The sequence below is a fragment of the Bradyrhizobium sp. CW1 genome (genome assembly GCF_023100665.1).
Lineage (GTDB): Bacteria > Pseudomonadota > Alphaproteobacteria > Rhizobiales > Xanthobacteraceae > Bradyrhizobium > Bradyrhizobium canariense_D.
The window spans coordinates 72,713-90,990 of sequence record NZ_CP064684.1 but is presented as its reverse complement, the minus strand read 5'-3'; the positions used below and the strand labels follow the sequence as shown (position 1 = coordinate 90,990).

The following is an 18,278-nucleotide window of genomic DNA, read 5'->3' as shown; positions in this document are numbered from 1 at the left end:
CCATGAACAACTATGCTTTCTGGGAAGAATCAAGGACAACTTGCCAATTCTTGTCCCAGCGAAAGTTCGCATATGACCCGCTCGCCCCACTCGGTCGAATTCGAAGCCCTTCGGCTGAAAACGGGGTTGTCGCGCTCCGAAGCTGCCAATCTCCTGGGCGTTACAGAGCGCACTGTCATTCGATATGAGAACGGTGACTCACGACCGTCCCCGATTGCTATCAAATGGCTCCAAGAGCATTTGGCCCGATTACCCGAGAAGCGCCTCAAGCCCGCCGCTTTCCGATTTATCGATTTATTTGCTGGTATCGGGGGTCTGAGAATTGGCTTCGATGCCATCGGCGGACAGTGCGTTTTCACGTCCGAGTGGGATAAGTACTCGCAAGCTACCTATCGCGAGAACTTCGGGAACGACCACCCCATTGCCGGGGACATCAGGGAATACTCGAAAGATCCTTCAATGATCCCTGCGCATGATGTTCTTCTTGCAGGCTTTCCGTGCCAGCCTTTTTCGATTGCAGGTGTCTCGAAGAAGAACGCGCTCGGGCGACCTCACGGATTTCTCTGCGACACGCAAGGCACGTTGTTTTTCGATCTCGCGCAAATTATCGCACATCATCAACCCTCTGCATTCCTGCTGGAGAATGTGAAAAACCTCCAGCGACATGACAAGGGACGGACATTCGCGACCATCATCAACGTTCTACGCAACGAGCTTGGTTACGAGATTCATCATCGCGTCATCAATTCGGCGCCCTGGGTCCCACAAAAGCGCGAGCGAATTTTCATCGTAGGATTCAAGAAGGAAAGTAGCTTCGATTTCGACCGCCTTGTTGTTCCGGAGAATAGCCCGAAGCTTGGATCAATTCTGGATTCGCACGAAAGCGTCGATCCGAAATATACGCTCACGGCCCACCTCTGGAATTACCTCAAGAACTACAAAGACAAGCATGCCGCCAAAGGTAACGGCTTTGGTTATAGCCTGTTTGGCCCAGATGACGTAGCCCGTACACTTTCGGCTCGATACTTCAAGGATGGATCGGAAGTTCTGATCGCACAGCCGCGCAAGAGGCCACGACGTCTGACACCTCGCGAATGTGCAAGGCTTATGGGCTTCAGGCATGTTGACGGATCGGACTTTCGTATCCCCGTCTCGGACACGCAGGCCTACAGACAGTTTGGAAATGCGGTTGTCGTTCCAGTAGTGGCTTCGGTCGCAGAGTTGATGAAGCCGCATATTATCAGCGCCGTCGAAAACCGCGCCGTAAGGAAGCTGCAAAAGCATCCCGAACTGCCTTTTGCGATGGAGCCTGACCGGGCCTTCGTCTATGGCTGACGTCGTATCGGTCGAGGTTCGAAGCCGGATGATGGCGGGCATCCGAGGGAAGAATACGAAGCCTGAATTAATTATCCGGCGAGGGCTACATGCAAGGGCTTTCCGCTACGTCCTGCACGACAAGCGCCTGCCAGGTAAGCCAGATCTTGTCTTTCCCAAATATCGGGCCGCAATCTTCGTCCACGGTTGCTTCTGGCACGGCCATGATTGTCACTTATTCAGATGGCCGACGACACGTACAGATTTCTGGCGCAAGAAGATCAACCGCAATAGAGAGGTCGATCGCAAAGCCCTTGTTGCCCTCAAGGAAGCCGGCTGGCGTTGTTGCATCATTTGGGAATGCAGCCTCAAGGGACGTGGGGCTATTCCCATCCACTCGCTCTTGGACAGATGTTCAAGTTGGCTTCGCTCAAATCGACCTTCAACCGAGTTGCGCGGGACACCGAAAAGATGAAACGGGGATATCTCTCAGAGTATTTCATAGGAGTTGCCGCCAAGACACTGGCCGCGACCGAGGTCGATCCCAACACGTCGCGGGGTCACGAGTATCAGGGCGTTGACGCTTTCCGCGAGTTCCTTGGTTCACCCGAGACCAAGAAGAAGATTGACGTTACTTATATCCGACTTGAGGATGACGAGCTACCGCTCCGACTCGAACTCGACGGCACATGGTACAACAGTCGAAAGAACCAACCCCATAGGGAGCCTGAGTATCGATTATATTATCCGGCGGCTGCCGAAGAAGTCGTTCGGAAGGCGCGCGCTGGCGACACGCTGTTTTTCTGCAAGCCAAAATCTGGTCCACTGCTTGCGATGAGTTGCACCGCGGGCAGCGCAATTGAGCAGCAACTCTTTTGGCTATTCGGTCTGCGTGCAACCGGAGACCGTTTCGACGACAATAAGCGAGACTTTCGCCGAGAGCGCGGTCAGGAACTTTCTTTCACGGCTCGCTATATTCTTGAGCTCATCGAAATCGAAGCTATCGTTACTGAGGATGAGTGGCTCGACGCGCTCCTAAAGAAATTTGGTGCAGAATTCCCCGCAACGGGCATCTTCTCTGAGTTTGCTAGGAAGCATGCTCCCGAGACGAGTGTTAGAGACGATCCTGATCACGCGCTCATGACATGGATCGAATTTGAGGAAAGGTTGTTCCGTACCCTAGAGCGGCACATTGTCTCGAAAAGGCTGGCCGACGGTTTCATGCTCAGCAAGAAGGCTGACGTTGAAGGCTTCATCAAATTTTCGCTGAGCGTCCAGAATCGCCGCAAGTCGCGCGCCGGATCGGCTCTTGAGCATCATCTCGCTGCAATTTTTTCTGCCCGCAAGCTAAGGTTCGAGAGAGGGGCGCGAACCGAAAATAACAATAGACCGGATTTCCTGTTCCCGGGGGCGAAGGAATACAATTCGTCAGCGTTTTCAGAAAATCGCCTTGTAATGCTCGGCGCAAAATCGACCTGCAAGGATCGGTGGCGTCAAGTGTTAGCTGAAGCGAACCGGATCAAGACGAAGCATCTCTTGACGTTAGAGCCCGGAATTTCAGAAAATCAAACATCCGAAATGCGCACCAAATCGTTGCAACTTGTCTTGCCAAAAAAGCTTCACGAAACGTACAAGTCGACTCAACAAAGAGCCCTTTTGGACCTGCAAGAATTTGTGGCTCTTGTAGAGAAAATCCAACGCTGACCACGTCCTACTCGATCACCCGCGCCCGCAAGTCGGCATCCGGTACGAAGCACGAATCATACTTGCCGAAGATGCGGTATCGGTTGCGCGCGACGAGATTGTAGAGCGGGTCCCGTAGCGGCTTGGGCACAGCGAACAACGCGCGCACCCAGCCCCAGCCGGGGAGCTGCGACAGCACCGTCAGCGCAGCGTCCGACTTCATGAACACCGCGCCGCCGTGAACCACGGCATTGGTGTCGGGATCAGCGGGATCGATGCCGAACGTGCGCGCGAGCCGGGCGCCATAGTCAGATTGAATCGGCGTGAAGCGAAACCGCTTCGCCGGGTCCCTTTTGGCGACGAAGCGGACCCAGCGCGAGCAGAAGATGCAGACGCCGTCGAACAGGATGACGTCATCGTCGGGCCATTTGGGCATTAGCGATTGTCCAATATCAGGTGCGTGACCAGGAATACGGCGTCATGGCTTTTTGGCAGCCGCCGGCTTCAACCCACGCGCAAGCTCGGCACTCGCGGCTTTGACGCCTGCCTCGGTTTCGATCATCCAGTGGCCCTCGCTACCGACGGCCGGCGTCGTTCGGAAGTCGACCTTGCCACCGCCGCCGCGAAACGCATCGACCAACGCAAGCGAAAATGCCGGTGCAAAGTAGCTGTCATTGGCGGCAACGAGCCATGTGATGGGGATGCGCGCGGCCTTGCCGAATTCAGCCGCCGCGGCGAGAAGCGTATGCGGCGCGCAGATCCGGTTCGGCTCGTCATTGGCATGGCCGCCGCGGCCCGGCGCAATGGCGATGATGGCGGAGATCGCCTTCGGATCGGCATTCGCGAGCGCCAGCGCGCCCCAACCGCCGGCGGAATGGCCGATCACGATCGCGGCGTCCTTGCGGATAAAATCCTGCTTTCGCACATAGTCCAGCGCGAGCGCGATTTCGTCGGCCGTTGCGCGGCCCGAGCGCACGTAGTCCGCCTCGTCGCAGCCACCCTGGTCCTCGACATAGCGGCCACCGGTCGCACCATGGCCGAGCCGTTCGGGCACCAGCACGGCGAAGCCGCGCGCGATGAGGAATGCCGTGAGTGCGCGGTATTCCGGCTGAGACATTTGCGCGCGCCGCAAGCCATTTTGCGTCGAAGCATGCGCGATCACCGCAAGCCGGAACGGGCCGGCACCCGGCGGGCGAAACAGCCGGGCATGAGCGGCGATGTCGGTATCCGGCGACGGCACGCGCCATTGCTGACGGCGAAACGGATCGCCCTCCGCTCCGGACGAACCAAAAACCTGAGCGCACACCGGCGGCGCAGCCAGCAAGGCCAGCAGAGCCAAAGGCACGAGGATGTTGGGGATCCGCATGAATTGCCGGAGGCGAGAACAGCGACAGTTAGACTAGTAGGAACGAATCAATATCGGCAGACTTTCTGCGTTGCCATTGCCGTTCATTCGTTGCCGCAAAGCAGTTTTGCACCGGCGCAGAGCACCCCGGTGCCATTCGAATCGGCGTCTTGTCTTTTTTCGGTACAACATGGTTCAAATACTGATGCAGAAAGTCCACACGTTAACCGATAATTAACGATAGGTCTTGCCGCCGGCGCGGCGACTTGGTTTGATCACGTCCATGAGCACAACCCTGATCGAGGTCCGGCCGGCCAAAGCCGCAGATGCAACTGCGGTGGCGTCCACCCATGACGAAGCCTGGCGCTCCGCCTATCAGGGCATCATTCCCGGCGCCGAACTGGAGAAGTTGATCAACCGCCGCGGTCCGCAATGGTGGGACAGCGCGATCCGCAAGGGCAGCCGCGTCAGCGTGCTGGTGTTCGGCGACAAGATCGCAGGCTACGCCAATTACGGCCGCAACCGCGCCCGCAGCCTGCATTTCGACGGTGAGGTCTACGAGCTCTATCTGCGTCCCGAATTCCAGGGCCTGGGCTTTGGTCGCCGCCTGTTCACCGCGGCCCGCCGCGACCTGATGCAGAGCGGCCTGAAGAGCATGGTGGTGTGGGCGCTCTCGGACAACGATCCGGCCACCGAGTTCTACCGCGCCTTGGGCGGCCGCATGGTGGCGCGGTCCTCGGAGCGTTTCGGGCCGAAGTCGCTCGACAAGGTTGCCTTCGCTTGGACCAATTGAGCTGCTGAAGTCCCGCCGGCAGCGTTTTCCTTCCGTCGATACCGCTGCCTTGAGCCGGTGATCGCCGGATTCATTATTTCACAAAAACGCGATGGATCAGCGGGCCAAGCCCGCGTATGACAGCGCCAAAATCGCTGCCGGGTGCGATTTAACCTCGGCAACAACGGAGCCTTGAATGCGTATCGATGCGGTCTCGATCGGGAAAAACGTCCCTCACGACGTCAACGTCATCATCGAAGTCCCCGTGGGCGGCGAACCGATCAAGTACGAGATGGACAAGGAAGCCGGCACGCTGGTGGTTGACCGCTTCCTCTACACGCCGATGCGTTACCCCGGGAACTACGGCTTCATTCCGCACACGCTGTCCGACGACGGCGATCCCTGCGACGTCCTCATCATCAACACCCGCGCCATCATTCCCGGCGCGGTCATGAGCGTGCGCCCGGTCGGCGTGCTGTTCATGGAAGACGAAGCCGGCGGCGACGAGAAGATTCTTGCGGTGCCGTCGTCGAAGCTGACGCAGCGCTATGACAAGGTGAAGTCGTATTCCGACCTGCCGGACATCACGCTCCAGCAGATCCAGCACTTCTTCGAGCACTACAAGGATCTCGAACCCGGCAAGTGGGTGAAGATCCTGCGCTGGGGCGGCCCCGAAGATGCGCACAAGCTGATCCTCGAAGGCATCGATCGCGAGAAAAAGAAGAAGGCCTGAGCTCTGCTCCCTCGCCCCGCTTGCGGGGCGAGGTGAACTACACCGCCGGCTTCGGCAGCCCTGCAATCGCGCAGGCCGCGCGCAACGTGTTCACGAGCAGGCAGGCGACTGTCATCTGACCGACGCCGCCCGGTACCGGCGTGATGGCGCCAGCCACGGCGAGCGCTTCCTGATAGGCAACATCGCCGACGAGACGCGTCTTGCCGTCGTCCCTCGGAATCCGGTTGATGCCGACGTCGATCACGGTCGCCCCCGGCTTCAGCCAGTCGCCGCGCACCATCTCGCACTTTCCGACGGCGGCATAGACGAGGTCTGCGCGCCTCACGAGCCCGGGCAGGTCACGCGAGCGCGAATGCGCGATGGTCACCGTGGCGTTCTCGTTCAGCAACAGCTGCACCAGCGGTCGGCCGACGAGGTTGGAGCGGCCGATGACGATGGCGTTCATGCCTTCAAGCGAAGCATGCACGCTCTTGGTCAAAATGATGCAGCCGAGCGGCGTGCAGGGCGACAGCGCCTCGAAACCGCCGGCGAGGCGGCCGGCATTGTTCGGATGCAGCCCGTCGACATCCTTGGCGGGGTCGATGGCATTGACGACCGCCTCGGTATTGAGGCCCTTGGGCAGCGGTAGTTGCACCAGAATACCGTGCACGGCGGGATCGCGGTTGAGTTTTGCGACCAGCGCCAGGAGATCTGCTTGCGAGACGTCGGCCGGCAGCTTGTGCTCGAACGAGGCCATGCCGGCGGCCTGGGTCTGGGTGTGTTTCGACCGGACATAGACCTCGCTCGCCGGGTCGCTTCCGACCAGGACCACCGCAAGGCCCGGAACCAGATTGTGCTCGCGCTTGACGCGTGCGACCTCGTCGGCGACGCGGGCGCGAAGTTCTGCGGCGATGACTTTTCCGTCGATGATCTTGGCGGTCATGTCAGTTCCCTCAGTCTGTCGATTTGGCTGATGCGAGCTGGCGCAGGGCTTCGCCGAGCCGCGCCGGATCGCCGTCGACCGCGATCTGCTTCAGCCGCGAGGTCGCTCCCGACAGGAGTTTGAGGCTGGCCTTGGGCACGCCCAACGATTTCGCCAGCAGCACCAGAACGGCCTTGTTGGCCTCGCCGCCATCTGCGATAGCGCGCACCCGCACCTTGAGCACGCTGCGGCCATCGGAGAGCTGCTCGATCCCGTCGATGTCGTCGCGGACGCCGCGCGGCGTCACCCGCAGCGCGATGCTGATACCTGCGGCCCCGTAACGCCAAGGTTCCTTGATGACAAGGTTCTTTGGCAACCCAGGGCGCTCCAGCTTGCTTAGATCACGTTCGGGTAGATGTAATACAGGATCACCCGCTCGATGAACATGATGAGCAGGATCAGGATGATCGGCGAGATGTCGAGGCCGCCGAGGCTGGGCAGGAAATTGCGAATCGGAGCCAGGACCGGCTCGGTGATTCGGTACAGGAACTCCGCCACCGCCGAAACGAACTGGTTGCGGGTGTTCACGACGTTGAAGGCGATCAGCCAGGACAGGATCGCGGACGCGATCAGCAGCCAGACGTAGAGGTCGAGCACGATGATGACGATGTCGAGAACGGCACGCATGGCTTTTGAAGACTCTGACTTTTGAAAATTCTGGCTGCGGTCGGGATTGACGCCTGCTGCTAGATATCGGTTCCCCCCGGTCCAAACAAGGGAAGTCGGTGCCGGGATGGCTAAAACCGGGTTACACCCGTCCTTGACTTGACCTTGGCGGGGACTTAAATGGCGCCCGGTTGTCGGCCGCATTGACCAGAGCGGCCTACAAAAGGGGCCATAGCTCAGCTGGGAGAGCGCGTCGTTCGCAATGACGAGGTCGGCGGTTCGATCCCGCCTGGCTCCACCACGCTTCGCCCTTCGGGCTACGCGTGGCGCAGCCGCGCGGAGCTCGAGGGGCGAAGCGTGGTGTCCGGCGTAGCCCGCAGGGCGAAGACGGACTGCCCCTTAAGCTTCCCTACTTCCCCGTAAACCTCGGCGGCCGCTTCTCCATGAAGCTCGCGACCCCCTCCCGGAAATCGCTGCCGTTCAGCGCCACCATCATGTCCCGGTTGGCTTCGATCGTCGCCTCCGCCAGCGTCTGGAACGGCACCTCGTAGAGCTGCCGCTTGATCACGGCCATCGCGCTCGGCGAGACGAAATCGGCGAGGTCGCGCGCATAGGCATAGGTCTCCTCGCGCAGCTTCTCGGGCGAGCAGAGCCGGTTCACCAGCCCGATCCGCAGCGCCTCGTCACTCGAAACGCGGCGCGCCGAGAGCAACAGATCCATCGCGTTGGCGTGGCCGACGATTCGCGGCAGCATCCAGCTGATGCCGTGCTCGGCGATCAGACCACGCCGGGCGAAGGCGGTGGTGAACACGGTGTTGTCGGCGGCAAAGCGCAGGTCGCAATAGAGCGCGTGGACGAGGCCGATGCCGGCGGTCGCGCCATTGAGCATGGCGATGACAGGCTTTCCGATCGACGGGTAGAAGCCATGGCGCGTCTGCCAGTCCGGCCGCCGGTTCATGTCGAAGGGCGGCAGGTTCGACGCGCGCCTGACATCATCGGGGTCGAGCCCCTTCAATGCGTCCATGTCGGCACCGGCGCAGAAGGCGCGGCCCGCGCCGGTGATCACGATGACGCGGACATTGTCATCGGCGCTCGATGCTTCCATCGCATGGCGCACGTCGCGCTCCATGATCGGCGTCCACGCATTCATGCGATCGGGACGGTTGAGCGTGATGGTCGCGACCTTGTCGCTGACCTCATAGAGAATGTGTTCGTAAGCCATGGTGCTCTCCCTTTGTTTGCCGGCGCAGTTTCGCGCGCGCTCGTTGACATGAGCCTAGCATATCAAGGGATGAGACAAGGGCTTGTGCCAACGGCCTGGGAGGGCGCGATCACTCGGCGGCTTGCGCCAGCAACGGCCGACGCGCCAGCCAGCCGTCGATGAATTGATCAAGCCAGGCCCGTTCCGCGGCATCGTAGACGGCACGGTCCGCGAAGTGATGATGCCGCTGCCGCGCGCCGGGCGCGCTGAGACCGTCATAGCCGCGCGTGGTCCAGCAATGCATCATGGCGTAGGTCACGTCAGGATGAAACTGCACGCCGAAAGCGTTGCCGGTGCGGAACGCCTGCACCGGAAAATCATCGCCTTCGGCAAGCAGTTCAGCGCCAACCGGCAGCTCGAAGCCTTCGCGATGCCAGTGATAGACCCGTGCCGGCCAATTCGGGCAGAGCCCGTGTCCCGCGGGTGTCGGGCGGATCGGGTAGTAGCCGATCTGGGTCAGCGCATCGGCATGCGGCGCGACGCGGGCTCCTAACTGCTTCGCGAGCATCTGCGCGCCGAGGCAGATGCCGAGGAACGGCCGCTGTTCGCGGAGCGGAATTTCGATCCAGTCGATCTCGCGGCGGATGTAGTCGTCGGGATCATTGGCGCTCATCGGACCGCCGAAGACCACAGCGCCGGCATGCTGGTCGAGGGTCTCAGGCAGCGGATCGCCGAGGCGGGGACGGCGGATGTCGAGGCGGTGGCCAAGGGCGCGCAGCGCATTGCCGACGCGGCCGGGCGTCGAGGATTCCTGATGCAGGATGATCAGAACCGGCAACCGGGTTTCGAAGGCGGCGACATCAGGCGTCCTTCTGGGGAAGGGCACCACATCTGCGCCACCAAATCTGTCCGTCCGGAACGACATGGTCTTTGCGACTGCTATCGGTTCTGACCGCCAGCATAACTAAGCGATCGTTAATTTCGTGTGAGTTTGCGCACACACACTCCCGATAGAAAGCAAGCTCCGGGCCACGACCGACCGAGAGCTCCCTCTAGCGTCTTTGTCTCTGAAACCGGCTGGTGGCGGACAGGATGAAGCCGCGCGGGAAGAAGCGCAGCGCGAATGGCACAATCTTGATGCCCAGACCGGGGAGCACGGCCCGCTTGTTGGCCATCAGGCCGCGATAGGCCTGTCGTGCGACCTCAGCGGCAGGAACATTGAGAAGGGCCGTATCATGTCCGGACCCAACGCCGGCGCGCGCCTGGAATTCGGTGGGCACCGGGCCCGGGCAAAGTACGGTGACGCGAACGCCGTGCGGTGCAAGCTCCGCCCGCAAGGCCTCGGTGAAGGAAATGACATAGGCCTTGGACGCGTAATAGACCGCCATGCCGGGGCCGGGCAGATAGCCGGCGACCGATCCGACGTTGAGAAGGCCACCCTTGTTCCTGATCAGCTGATCGGCAAAGCGCAGCGACAGATCCGTCAGAGCCCGGACATTGACATCCACTATGCCGACCTGCTCGACGCGGTCGCGCTCAATTGCGTCGCCGAACACGCCGAAGCCGGCATTGTTGACGAGATGATCGAGCTCGACGCCTTCGGCAGCGAGTGCGGCGGCGATCTTCTCGCCGGCATCCGCATCCTCAAGATCGCAGGCGATCACGATCGGCTTTTTGCCACCCTTGGCAGCGAGCTCGTTTGCGAGCGCCTCGAGCCGGTCCGCGCGTCGCGCCGTCAGCGCAAGACGGTGTCCGTTCGCGGCGAACACACGCGCTAGCTCCGTGCCGATGCCCGCCGAGGCACCGGTGATCAACGTTACCCGCTCAGTCACGATCGAGATCTCTTGAATTGAAGTTTTTTTGGCGCCGCAATGCTGGAACGAGAGCATAGGCCGTGCGCGACAGGCAAGCGGCGTCCACCGCATAGCCACCTGAGCGGGAAACGGGGGAAGCAGGAAAACCCCGTTTTTACAGGGGAAAACCGGAACCAGGGCAGCCCCGAGGCTACATTAAAGTTTCGTCATGTGGTCCGCACAACCGCCAATTGGCGGTATTGGCAGTGATCACCCGCCGACCGCGCTGTCCTTGACCTGACCACCGGCACGATCTGCGACCGCGTGCTTCAGGTCGATCCGGTCGCGTTGCGAAATCCCGAGCAGGTCGGAGGCACGCCAGACCACATTATCCTCGAACTCGGTAACCTGGCCATCGGCATAGACCAGCTCCCACATCATCTGGACGACCCGCTTGCGGCCCTCTTCGTCGAGCGAGCGCATCATGATGCTGGTGAAGTGATAGAGGTCGACCGCCTCGCCCTCGACCTCCGTCGCATCCGCGATCAGACGATCCGCGGTGCCGCGATCGAGCCCAAAGTGGCTTTCGATCAGGCTGTGCAATTTGCGCTGCTCGGCAGCCGTCGGCTGGCCGTCCAGCGAGATCACGTGAACCAGCAGCGCGGTCGCCGCCAGCCGGTAATCACCGTCACCGAAAGCGCGGTCCTGGGCATGGGGAGCAACAATGTCGGCGATGAATTGGCGCAGGCCGTCGAGCATAAGGTCCTACCGAAATCGATGAAGCCGCGGAGCGCGACCGCTACCAGCATTATATGAGTAGGAAATTCAACCGGCGCAACGTGCGTCAGTTCCGCGCGTCGCATTACGTTTCGGCAATCTGAGTCTGTGATTTTGGAGTAGGGCAAGGCAAGTGCGCACATGTGGTCCCGGCGAAGGCCGGGACCCATAACCACAGGCTGCGGTTTGGCGAAGGCTTTGGTAACGACCATCCAGCCTGTTTCGGAAATCACGCGGTATGGTCCCGGCCTTCGCCGGGACGACACCAGTCACGGTATCTCGTACACCACCATCTTGTCGGCGATGCCGCGCAGTGCGGCCTGCTTCTGGATCGGCCTGATTTCGCGCTGCTTGAGGACTTCGGCAACCGCCGGCGCATCCAGCACCGGGCCGGTGATGTGAATCTCCTGCGCGGTCGAGAGGCTCTGCACGCGGGCGGCGATGTTGACGGTCTGGCCGAAATAATCCTGCCGCTCGTTCAGCATCACCGCGAGGCACGGACCTTCGTGGATGCCGATCTTGACGATGAGATCGGCAGTACCGCGCTTTTTGTTGAGCTCGTCCATCGCCGCGCGCATCCGCAAACCCGCTGCGATCGCATGCTCGGGACGGACGAAGGTCGCCATCACGGCGTCGCCGATGGTCTTCACCACCGCGCCTTTCTCGGAGGAGATGATCTCGAGCAGCGCATGGAAATGCGCGCGCACGAGGTCGAAGGCGGCAAGATCGCCGACGCGCTCATAGAGCGCGGTCGATCCCTTCAGATCGGTGAACAGGAAGGTCAGCGAGGTGATCTGGAGCCGCTGGTCGAGACTGAGATTGTCCGCCTTGAACACATCACGAAACGTCTGGTTCGACAGCATCCGCTTGGCGGTCAGGAACGGCTTGCGCTTGCCGATGAGGTGATGGAGCGCCTCGGCCGCGATGAACACCGACGGCAGCACGCGTACGCCGGCCTGGTTCTCCAGCGACAGCCGCAGCGGGCCCGGCCGCATGGTCGTGGTTCCCGTCGGCGCCTGCACCCTGTTGTACATGATGGCGAGCTGCTGACGGTCCTTGGTGGGCTCGCCCTGCACGTCGATGAAATGCGCCGCGTGCGTCACCGGTTCGAAGATGATGATGAAATCGTCCGGCAGTTGCAGCGACATGGTCGCCTTCTCGCCGGCCGGGAGCTCCATCGTGTCCAGCGTCACCTCGTTGGCGAGCGTCGCAAACGATTCCTTGTTGAAGTCGACGCCGGAACTCCAGAACACCTGCTTGAAGTACTCCCACACCGGAAGCGTATCGGGATCATGCGCCGCAATGCGCCGGACACGTGAATTGACGGTGAAGGAGACTTCGACCTGATCATCGACGGAGGCCTTGTAGCCGCAGGCGCACAGCGCACAATGATAATTGTCTGGCTTGAGCGCCTTCAGGGTCGAGTGCGCACCCAACACGCCGCCGCAGCCCGGGCACAGCACATTCCAGCCCAGATCGAACAGGCCGAGCCGCGCCGAATGCAGGAATGCCGAGATCGCGTGCTCTTCATCGAGACCGTGCTGCTTCGCGAAATCGAGTACATTGACGCGGTTGAGCTCGTGATCTTCGCCGTCCTCGATGAGGCGCGCGATCGCGTCGACCACTTTCGCATCGGCGGTCTGCTTCAGAACGGAAAACTGGGCCTGGATATCGCTCATGGCGCAACTCTATCTGGAGTGGATCACGCCGTCGGCCAGGCGAACGCCTGTCACCGACGCGTGATGCGGAACAGCGGCGACCGGTCCGGCTGGGTCGTGACGACGCCGAGCGGAATGACAGGGCTGGTATCGGCAAGCTCGACACGGAACGCACCGATCAGCCGGGCCAGCGCCAGCACGGATTCGGCTTGCGCGAAGGGGGCGCCGACGCAGACGCGCGGACCCGCGCCAAAGGGCAGATACGCGAATCGATCGGGCGCTTCCGTGGACATGAAGCGTTTTGGAATGAACGCGTTCGGCTGATCCCACAGCTTCTCGTGCCGGTGCAGCAGCCACGGTGCGATCATGATGATGTCGCCCTTGCCGATGGCGACGCCGGCCGCGTTGTCCTTCTCGCGCGCGGCCCGGGCGATCAGGAAGGCCGGCGGATAAAGCCGCATGGTCTCCTCGATCACGGCGCGGGTGAACTTCTGCCGATCGATGTCGGCCATGCTGTCGAGGTGCTCGCCGCGGGTCTCGGAGGCGATCTCCTCCTGCGTATCGGGATCGAGCGCGAGCAGATAGAGCGCCCAGAACAGCGCGGTCGCCGTGGTCTCGTGACCCGCGAGGATCATAGTCGCGACTTCGTCGACCAGTTGTTCGTCCGAAAAGCCCTTGCCGGTTTCAGGGTCACGCGCCTCGTCCATGAGATCGAAAAGATCGCGCGGCGGCGCGCCGTCTTTCTTGCCCATCTCACGCCGCTCGGCGATCAGCATCGCGACGAATTCGGTCCAGCGCTTGCGGAAACGGGCGCGGGCAAAATCCATCGGACTCGGCCAGGACAGCGGCAGCACCATGTCGAGCAAGTACGGCCGTCCGAGTCGGGCTCCATACTCCATGACGAAGTTGCGCAAGGTCAGACCATGCCGGTCCATGCCGAACGAGAACATGGTGCGGCCGGCGATCTCCAGCGTCATGCGCTGCATGATCTCGCGCAGATCGACCGGCTCGCTCGTTCGCCCGTCGAGCTTTGCGATGGTCTCGTCGAGCACCGCCGTCATGTGCGGAACGAGATTTGCTGTCGCACGCGGCGTGAACGCCGGCGCGAGGGTGCGGCGCTGAAACGTCCACGAATGGCCCTCCGCAATCAGAAGACCGTCGCCGAGCACGGGACGAAGCATGCGGATGCCCGCCGGAGTACGCGAATAATTCTCGTAATTGCTGAGCAGGACATGCCGGATCGCATCCGGCCGGTTCAGGATGAAGCTGTTGCGGAAGAAGAAGCGGCCTTCAATGACGTCTTCCTCATAGGCGCGCTGCCCCCAGGTCGCGATCATATTCCGCTTGATCACGGCAAGCCGGCCGAGGAACGACATGTCGTCGGGCGCTCGCGGCGGCGTCGGAGGGACGATGGGCCGACGCACGCTGGCGATGTTCATGGCTCTCTCCCGGAGGGGTGGCGCAGGCAGTTAGCTAGTAAGTCAGCTCGGCAATCGCAATCCTGTTCTCGGAGGCAGGCCAGGCGCGTGCCACAATTCGTTCTTCGTTGAATTCGGCCACGATGTTACGCCCGACCTCGCCGGCCGGAAGGCGCAGTGTTGCTGTCGAATCCGTGGGCACACCCGATTTGACGTCCGCCGGCTCCTTGCCGTCGAGCAGCACCACGTCCCGCGGCAGGCCGAAATAGCCGCGCGGACGCGACATGATCACGACGGCCCCGGCGTCCTTGTCCGCGGGACCGAGCGGGCGCGCGGCGCGCAGGTGAACGACGTCGGACGAGCGCGGGAAGGGCGAGCGGTAGATGTGCGTCGTCGGCGCATCCGGCGCTGCGAGGGCGAATTCGAGCGACCAGGAAGGTTCGACCTGCGCCGGTCCCCAGCGGCCGTCGGCACCGGTCTTCGCGCTGTGCACGGCGCTGCCCTTGCGCTCACCGGTTTCAGGATCAACCCGAAAGATATCGACGGTTGCACCGGCCACCGGCCGATTGGTCGGCGCACCGCCCGGTGTGCCCGTCACGAGGCCGCTCAGCCTGACGCTCTGCTCCGGCACAATCGAGATTCGCGCGGGCTCGCGGCCGGCAATGAACTTATAGATCTCGCGGAAGGCTCGGGGGTGAAACGCCACCTCGCGATGATCGAGTGCGCCCAGCACGAGGTTGGTGGCCCCCTTCAACTCCGGACCTTCGACGCTGACGCCGGTCGGCGTGCCGGGCTTGCCGATGAAGCGGCCATCGGCCTGCGCGTATTTGTCCATGCCGTCGCTGCGCAAGGTCAGGAAGGCAACACCCGGCGTCACCTCACTCTCGCCCTCGTTCAGGCCGAGCAGGAACGCGCCGCGGCCGTTGAACTCGCTGTTGGGCTGGTCGTCAGTCGCGAACACGCCGTGATTGGGCGTGCCGCACAGCACGGCGTGGCTGACATCGCCGGCGCCGCCGTTCTTGATGACGTTGCGGATGGCATAGCCGCCGCGCGAGCTGCCGACCAGCGCCACGCGGGCGGCGCCGGTGCTGCGCTTCAATTCGGCTATGGCGGCGGCGAGCTCGCGGCGCTGGTCCTCGGTCGAGGAGCGGCCCGCCTGCTCGACCTTGTCGTCACTTCGCGCATTGGGATCGTTGAAATTGATCGCATGCATGCGATCGCGCGCAATGCCGTTGGATTCCATCCGCCACAAGGTCGTCATCCAGAGCGCGTCGTAGTCGCCATTGCCGTGGACGAACAGGATTGGCGGCACCTCGCTCGGCGCAGTGGGTGCGGATTGAGCCAATGCGCCCGTGCGCAAGCTCGCAATTGCGAAGGGCAAGCTGCCGGCACCTTGCAAGATCATCCGTCGTGACAGCTTCATCTGTTCCTCCCCGGCAAAAGCATCTCTGTGCACCGCTTATACCGGCCTAACCACTGGACAGCGAAGGACTTTCGCGGGCATCACTGAACTTGCCGAAATCGCCCAAAGACCACGCCGACGCCACTTCTGCCAGCCCATTTGGAAGGGGATATGACCGAGCAGACGAACCGTCAGAAAATTGACGCCGACGGCATCATGGCGCCGCTACGGTACACCGTGTTCCGGCGCATCTGGCTCGCCAGCCTGCTCTCCAATCTCGGCCTGCTGATCCAGGGCGTGGGCGCCGCCTGGGCGATGACGCAGATGGCGGCCTCGGCGGACAAGGTGGCGCTGGTACAGACCGCCCTGATGCTGCCGATCATGCTGATCTCGATGCCGGCGGGCGCCATCGCCGACATGTATGACCGCCGTATCGTCACCCTGATCGCGCTCATGATCGCGCTGACTGGCGCGACCGCACTCACGGTCCTGGCCTGGCTCAACTTCATTTCCCCGGAAACGCTGCTCGCCTTCTGCTTCGTGGTTGGCAGCGGCAACGCACTGTTCGGTCCGGCCTGGCAGTCCTCGGTCAGCGAGCAGGTGCCGCCCGATGCACTGCCGTCAGCCGTCGCGCTGAACGGCATCAGCTACAACATCGCCCGCAGCTTCGGCCCTGCGGTCGGCGGTGTCATCGTCGCCGCACTCGGTGCTGTCGCGGCGTTCGCGTGTAACGCGATCCTCTATTTGCCGCTGTTGGTGGTGCTGCTGCTCTGGCGGCGCAACACCGAACCCTCGCGCCTGCCGCGGGAGAAGCTCAACCGCGCCATGGTATCGGGCTTCCGCTACATCACCAATTCGCCGCCGATCAAGATCGTGCTGTTGCGCACGCTGGTGATGGGCCTGATTGGCGGTGCCATCATGGCGTTGATGCCGCTGGTCGCACGTGATCTGCTGCATGGCGGCGCGCAAACCTACGGCATCATGCTCGGCGCCTTCGGAATGGGCGCTGTGATCGGCGCGCTCAACATCCACGAATTGCGCAAGCGCATGAGCGGCGAAGCCGCGATCCGCGCCTGCACCATCTCGATGGCGTTTGCGATGGCCGCTCTCGCCGTGAGCACCGAGCCGGTGCTGACCGCGGCTGCGCTGGTGCTCGCCGGCGCGGTCTGGATGGCCGCCATCGCGCTGTTCAATATCGGCGTGCAGCTCTCGGCGCCGCGCTGGGTCGCCGGCCGCTCGCTCGCGGCGTTTCAGGCTTCGATTTCCGGCGGCATCGCGATCGGCGCCTGGGGCTGGGGCCATCTCACCGACTATGCCGGCGTCGAGGTAGCGCTGCTGACGGCCGCCGGCCTGATGCTGATCTCGCCGGTGCTCGGAATCTGGCTCACGATGCCGCGCGTCGGCGCCCGCAACGAAGACGCCGATCTGCTGGCCGATCCGGAAGTCAAATTGTCGCTCACGGCGCGCAGCGGGCCGCTGGTGGTCGAGATCGAATACCGCGTCGCCCAAGAGAACGCCCGCGCCTTTCACAACGTGATGCAGGACGTGCAGCTCTCTCGCCAGCGCAACGGCGCCTATGGCTGGTCGATCGCGCGCGACATCGCCGATCCCGAATTGTGGACCGAGCGCTATCATTGCCCGACCTGGCTCGACTATCTGCGCCAGCGCAACCGCTCGACCCAGTCCGAACGCGCGCTGCATCAGGAGGCGATCGATTTCCACATCGGCCCGGATCCGGTGCGGATCCGCCGCATGCTCGAGCGTCCGTTCGGCTCGGTGCGCTGGAAAGAGGAGACGCCGGACCAGGCAGCAAGTGAGGTGCTGCCCGTGGTCGCCACTGCGGCGGGAAGCAGCACTTAGGTTTTGCGAGTCCGTAGCGACGTCTTACTGCCCGTGATCCGTCAGCACCTTGTCGCAGCCCTTGGTGAGCCGCGTACGGTTCTGCTTGAGGCAGGCGAGCACGGCGCCATCGCCATTGTTCATCACCGGACGGCAGAAGCGCGTGACGTCGCGCGCGCAGGCGTCGTGACCGGGCTGCTGCGCTGACGCAGTCGATGCAAACAGGATCAATGGAATGATGCAAAGAAATCTGGTCATCGCGTAATGCCTCTTACCCGGAAGATGTGCGGGCGAAGCTAGAGCGACGATCCCGAAGCCGCAACGGCTTTATTGGCAGACGGGCTTGCGCCGCCGCGGCGCTCCGGCATCACGCCGGGGCACATCGCGAGGGGAGCTAACCGACGCAACGACGCTATCGTTGCTGTTACTGATCGACTCTTATTGACTGTCCTGGGCGTCAGCGACCTTGCGTGACGCGCCGCCCTTGGCGAGATCCTTGTCCATCACCGCACGGCAACCGGCGCTCAGATCCGAACGATGCTTCATCATGCACGCCGTGATCTTCGGGATGTTCGGGATTTCCGACGAGCACAGGCGGAAAGCGTCGCCGGTGCACTGCTGCTGCGCTTCGGACGAGAAGGCGAAGCTCGAGCCGGTCGAGGCGATCGAGAGGATGGCGGCAAAGCCCAGAGCCAGGCTGACGTCGCGGATCTTGCTACTTAAGGACTTGATGTTCAGCGAGTTGGTCATTTGAAGCTCCCATTGGCACCGCGGAA

The 18,278-nt window shown here is 62.2% G+C and carries 20 protein-coding genes and 1 tRNA gene; 7 read left to right on the top strand and 14 right to left on the bottom strand.

Annotated elements, in window-relative coordinates; all coding sequences use genetic code 11:
• Positions 1–72 precede the first annotated feature (72 nt).
• From dcm to IVB54_RS00430, 3 genes are read left to right on the top strand one after another with little or no spacing between them, the layout of a single operon-like run.
• Complete coding sequence (gene dcm / locus IVB54_RS00440; protein ID WP_247360614.1) at positions 73–1,335, top strand: DNA (cytosine-5-)-methyltransferase; 1,263 nt, start codon at positions 73–75, stop codon at positions 1,333–1,335.
• Positions 1,328–1,789: a very short patch repair endonuclease gene (locus IVB54_RS00435; RefSeq protein ID WP_346658287.1), complete on the top strand. Its 462-nt coding sequence runs from the start codon at positions 1,328–1,330 to the stop codon at positions 1,787–1,789. Before dcm ends, IVB54_RS00435 begins: the two co-directional genes overlap by 8 nt.
• Positions 1,735–3,018 carry a type II restriction endonuclease gene (locus IVB54_RS00430; RefSeq protein WP_247375669.1) on the top strand — a complete coding sequence of 428 codons (1,284 nt, stop codon included), beginning with the start codon at positions 1,735–1,737 and terminating at the stop codon, positions 3,016–3,018. The genes IVB54_RS00435 and IVB54_RS00430 overlap by 55 nt, the downstream gene beginning before the upstream one ends.
• A gap of 7 nt (positions 3,019–3,025) precedes the next feature.
• Here IVB54_RS00430 and IVB54_RS00425 read toward each other — a convergent pair whose 3' ends face one another.
• Positions 3,026–3,433, bottom strand: coding sequence for a thiol-disulfide oxidoreductase DCC family protein (locus tag IVB54_RS00425; RefSeq protein ID WP_018459748.1), 408 nt, complete (start codon positions 3,431–3,433; stop codon positions 3,026–3,028).
• A 42-nt stretch (positions 3,434–3,475) separates the two neighbouring features.
• Positions 3,476–4,363, bottom strand: coding sequence for an alpha/beta fold hydrolase (locus tag IVB54_RS00420; RefSeq protein WP_018459747.1), 888 nt, complete (start codon positions 4,361–4,363; stop codon positions 3,476–3,478).
• Between the two features lie 262 nt (positions 4,364–4,625).
• Here IVB54_RS00420 and IVB54_RS00415 point away from each other — a divergent pair, with 262 nt between their 5' ends.
• Both IVB54_RS00415 and ppa read left to right on the top strand, forming a co-directional pair.
• The gene (locus tag IVB54_RS00415; RefSeq protein ID WP_007598725.1) at positions 4,626–5,135 is read left to right on the top strand and encodes a GNAT family N-acetyltransferase; all 510 of its coding nucleotides are present in this window, start codon (positions 4,626–4,628) and stop codon (positions 5,133–5,135) included.
• A 175-nt stretch (positions 5,136–5,310) separates the two neighbouring features.
• Complete coding sequence (ppa, locus tag IVB54_RS00410) at positions 5,311–5,847, top strand: inorganic diphosphatase (RefSeq protein WP_007604168.1); 537 nt, start codon at positions 5,311–5,313, stop codon at positions 5,845–5,847.
• 37 nt (positions 5,848–5,884) lie between these two features.
• On the opposite strand, the gene folD is transcribed toward ppa, so the two are convergent.
• The 3 genes from folD to IVB54_RS00395 are packed head-to-tail and all read right to left on the bottom strand — an operon-like array spanning position 5,885 to position 7,435.
• Positions 5,885–6,769 carry a bifunctional methylenetetrahydrofolate dehydrogenase/methenyltetrahydrofolate cyclohydrolase FolD gene (gene folD / locus IVB54_RS00405; protein ID WP_018459745.1) on the bottom strand — a complete coding sequence of 295 codons (885 nt, stop codon included), beginning with the start codon at positions 6,767–6,769 and terminating at the stop codon, positions 5,885–5,887.
• Positions 6,770–6,779: 10 nt separating this feature from the next.
• Positions 6,780–7,124 (bottom strand): DUF167 domain-containing protein, encoded by a 345-nt coding sequence (locus IVB54_RS00400; RefSeq protein WP_247777021.1) that lies wholly within the window; start codon positions 7,122–7,124, stop codon positions 6,780–6,782.
• 20 nt (positions 7,125–7,144) lie between these two features.
• On the bottom strand, positions 7,145–7,435 hold the full coding sequence (locus IVB54_RS00395; RefSeq protein WP_007598721.1) for a YggT family protein: 291 nt from the start codon (positions 7,433–7,435) through the stop codon (positions 7,145–7,147).
• A 204-nt stretch (positions 7,436–7,639) separates the two neighbouring features.
• Here IVB54_RS00395 and IVB54_RS00390 point away from each other — a divergent pair.
• A tRNA-Ala gene (locus IVB54_RS00390) sits at positions 7,640–7,715 on the top strand.
• Positions 7,716–7,823: 108 nt separating this feature from the next.
• On the opposite strand, the gene IVB54_RS00385 is transcribed toward IVB54_RS00390, so the two are convergent.
• From IVB54_RS00385 to IVB54_RS00355, 7 genes are all read right to left on the bottom strand, one after another.
• A complete protein-coding gene (locus tag IVB54_RS00385; RefSeq protein WP_018459743.1) occupies positions 7,824–8,636 on the bottom strand; it encodes an enoyl-CoA hydratase in 813 nt (270 codons plus the stop codon).
• Between the two features lie 109 nt (positions 8,637–8,745).
• Complete coding sequence (locus IVB54_RS00380) at positions 8,746–9,540, bottom strand: glutamine amidotransferase (RefSeq protein WP_026233871.1); 795 nt, start codon at positions 9,538–9,540, stop codon at positions 8,746–8,748.
• A 127-nt stretch (positions 9,541–9,667) separates the two neighbouring features.
• Entirely contained in the window at positions 9,668–10,447 is a 780-nt protein-coding gene (locus IVB54_RS00375) for an SDR family oxidoreductase (protein ID WP_026233870.1), read from the bottom strand.
• Between the two features lie 231 nt (positions 10,448–10,678).
• Positions 10,679–11,167 (bottom strand): TerB family tellurite resistance protein, encoded by a 489-nt coding sequence (locus IVB54_RS00370; RefSeq protein ID WP_085359631.1) that lies wholly within the window; start codon positions 11,165–11,167, stop codon positions 10,679–10,681.
• A gap of 287 nt (positions 11,168–11,454) precedes the next feature.
• Entirely contained in the window at positions 11,455–12,864 is a 1,410-nt protein-coding gene (locus tag IVB54_RS00365; RefSeq protein ID WP_018459739.1) for an adenylate/guanylate cyclase domain-containing protein, read from the bottom strand.
• Between the two features lie 50 nt (positions 12,865–12,914).
• The gene (locus IVB54_RS00360) at positions 12,915–14,282 is read right to left on the bottom strand and encodes a cytochrome P450 (RefSeq protein WP_018459738.1); all 1,368 of its coding nucleotides are present in this window, start codon (positions 14,280–14,282) and stop codon (positions 12,915–12,917) included.
• Positions 14,283–14,316: 34 nt separating this feature from the next.
• Positions 14,317–15,684 carry a twin-arginine translocation pathway signal gene (locus IVB54_RS00355; protein ID WP_018459737.1) on the bottom strand — a complete coding sequence of 456 codons (1,368 nt, stop codon included), beginning with the start codon at positions 15,682–15,684 and terminating at the stop codon, positions 14,317–14,319.
• Positions 15,685–15,834: 150 nt separating this feature from the next.
• Here IVB54_RS00355 and IVB54_RS00350 point away from each other — a divergent pair, with 150 nt between their 5' ends.
• The gene (locus IVB54_RS00350; protein ID WP_018459736.1) at positions 15,835–17,523 is read left to right on the top strand and encodes an MFS transporter; all 1,689 of its coding nucleotides are present in this window, start codon (positions 15,835–15,837) and stop codon (positions 17,521–17,523) included.
• Between the two features lie 24 nt (positions 17,524–17,547).
• Here the strand turns inward: IVB54_RS00350 and IVB54_RS00345 are convergent, their stop codons facing one another.
• Both IVB54_RS00345 and IVB54_RS00340 read right to left on the bottom strand, forming a co-directional pair.
• A complete protein-coding gene (locus IVB54_RS00345) occupies positions 17,548–17,760 on the bottom strand; it encodes a hypothetical protein (RefSeq protein WP_018459735.1) in 213 nt (70 codons plus the stop codon).
• A gap of 180 nt (positions 17,761–17,940) precedes the next feature.
• Positions 17,941–18,252, bottom strand: a complete 312-nt coding sequence (locus IVB54_RS00340; RefSeq protein ID WP_018459734.1) for a hypothetical protein — start codon at positions 18,250–18,252, stop codon at positions 17,941–17,943.
• Positions 18,253–18,278: the final 26 nt, after the last annotated feature.

What these genes read in the sequence shown, in the direction of transcription:
- IVB54_RS00370 (WP_085359631.1), bottom strand. Translation starts at nt 11,167, where the DNA reads ATGCTCGACGGCCTGCGCCAATTCATCGCCGACATTGTTGCTCCCCAT.
- IVB54_RS00420 (WP_018459747.1), bottom strand. Translation starts at nt 4,363, where the DNA reads ATGCGGATCCCCAACATCCTCGTGCCTTTGGCTCTGCTGGCCTTGCTG.
- IVB54_RS00395 (WP_007598721.1), bottom strand. Translation starts at nt 7,435, where the DNA reads ATGCGTGCCGTTCTCGACATCGTCATCATCGTGCTCGACCTCTACGTC.
- IVB54_RS00355 (WP_018459737.1), bottom strand. Translation starts at nt 15,684, where the DNA reads ATGAAGCTGTCACGACGGATGATCTTGCAAGGTGCCGGCAGCTTGCCC.
- folD (WP_018459745.1), bottom strand. Translation starts at nt 6,769, where the DNA reads ATGACCGCCAAGATCATCGACGGAAAAGTCATCGCCGCAGAACTTCGC.
- dcm (WP_247360614.1), top strand. Translation starts at nt 73, where the DNA reads ATGACCCGCTCGCCCCACTCGGTCGAATTCGAAGCCCTTCGGCTGAAA.
- IVB54_RS00360 (WP_018459738.1), bottom strand. Translation starts at nt 14,282, where the DNA reads ATGAACATCGCCAGCGTGCGTCGGCCCATCGTCCCTCCGACGCCGCCG.
- ppa (WP_007604168.1), top strand. Translation starts at nt 5,311, where the DNA reads ATGCGTATCGATGCGGTCTCGATCGGGAAAAACGTCCCTCACGACGTC.
- IVB54_RS00340 (WP_018459734.1), bottom strand. Translation starts at nt 18,252, where the DNA reads ATGACCAACTCGCTGAACATCAAGTCCTTAAGTAGCAAGATCCGCGAC.
- IVB54_RS00435 (WP_346658287.1), top strand. Translation starts at nt 1,328, where the DNA reads ATGGCTGACGTCGTATCGGTCGAGGTTCGAAGCCGGATGATGGCGGGC.
- IVB54_RS00415 (WP_007598725.1), top strand. Translation starts at nt 4,626, where the DNA reads ATGAGCACAACCCTGATCGAGGTCCGGCCGGCCAAAGCCGCAGATGCA.
- IVB54_RS00380 (WP_026233871.1), bottom strand. Translation starts at nt 9,540, where the DNA reads ATGTCGTTCCGGACGGACAGATTTGGTGGCGCAGATGTGGTGCCCTTC.
- IVB54_RS00345 (WP_018459735.1), bottom strand. Translation starts at nt 17,760, where the DNA reads ATGACCAGATTTCTTTGCATCATTCCATTGATCCTGTTTGCATCGACT.
- IVB54_RS00365 (WP_018459739.1), bottom strand. Translation starts at nt 12,864, where the DNA reads ATGAGCGATATCCAGGCCCAGTTTTCCGTTCTGAAGCAGACCGCCGAT.
- IVB54_RS00425 (WP_018459748.1), bottom strand. Translation starts at nt 3,433, where the DNA reads ATGCCCAAATGGCCCGACGATGACGTCATCCTGTTCGACGGCGTCTGC.
- IVB54_RS00350 (WP_018459736.1), top strand. Translation starts at nt 15,835, where the DNA reads ATGACCGAGCAGACGAACCGTCAGAAAATTGACGCCGACGGCATCATG.
- IVB54_RS00385 (WP_018459743.1), bottom strand. Translation starts at nt 8,636, where the DNA reads ATGGCTTACGAACACATTCTCTATGAGGTCAGCGACAAGGTCGCGACC.